The sequence below is a fragment of the Mesorhizobium sp. M5C.F.Ca.ET.164.01.1.1 genome, assembly GCF_004792125.1.
Classification (GTDB): domain Bacteria; phylum Pseudomonadota; class Alphaproteobacteria; order Rhizobiales; family Rhizobiaceae; genus Mesorhizobium; species Mesorhizobium wenxiniae.
Map to the genome: position 1 here is coordinate 1 of NZ_SRTG01000137.1, position 414 is coordinate 414.

General features: G+C 74.2%; 1 protein-coding gene. It reads right to left on the reverse strand.

Annotated elements, in window-relative coordinates:
* Positions 1-21 precede the first annotated feature (21 nt).
* The coding region (locus tag EN807_RS32800) for an energy transducer TonB (RefSeq protein WP_135937953.1) at positions 22-414 on the reverse strand (393 nt) is incomplete at its 5' end.

Below are 414 nucleotides of genomic sequence, written 5' to 3' on the forward strand. Positions count from 1 at the left end.
GCGGGGACAAGTCTCCACGCTTTAGTTCCGCAGACTGAAAACAAACGGCGCGGTGCGGGTGACGCGGGCGCCGAGTTCGGGGGGCGGGGCCGGCACCGAGGCGCCTTGCAGCGCGCCGAGCGCCGCGCGGTCGAGGTCGGCGTCGCCGGAAGACCGCGCCAGCCGGGCGGAGACCACCCGGCCGGAGGAATCGACCGTGAAAGTCACGTTCGGGTTGCCTTCTGCCCGCCTCGACCGGGCCGCGCTCGGATAGCGCGTGTGCCGCCTGATCCACGCCGCCAGGCTGGAATTCCACCGCGCCGGGCCGGCGCCGAACCGTTGCGCTCCCTCCGTTGCCTTCGGCGCCGCCGTGCGCGCGGCCCGCCTGGCGTCGACGCTTGCCGCCATCGCCGTCTTAGCCGGCGCCGGCTTCTC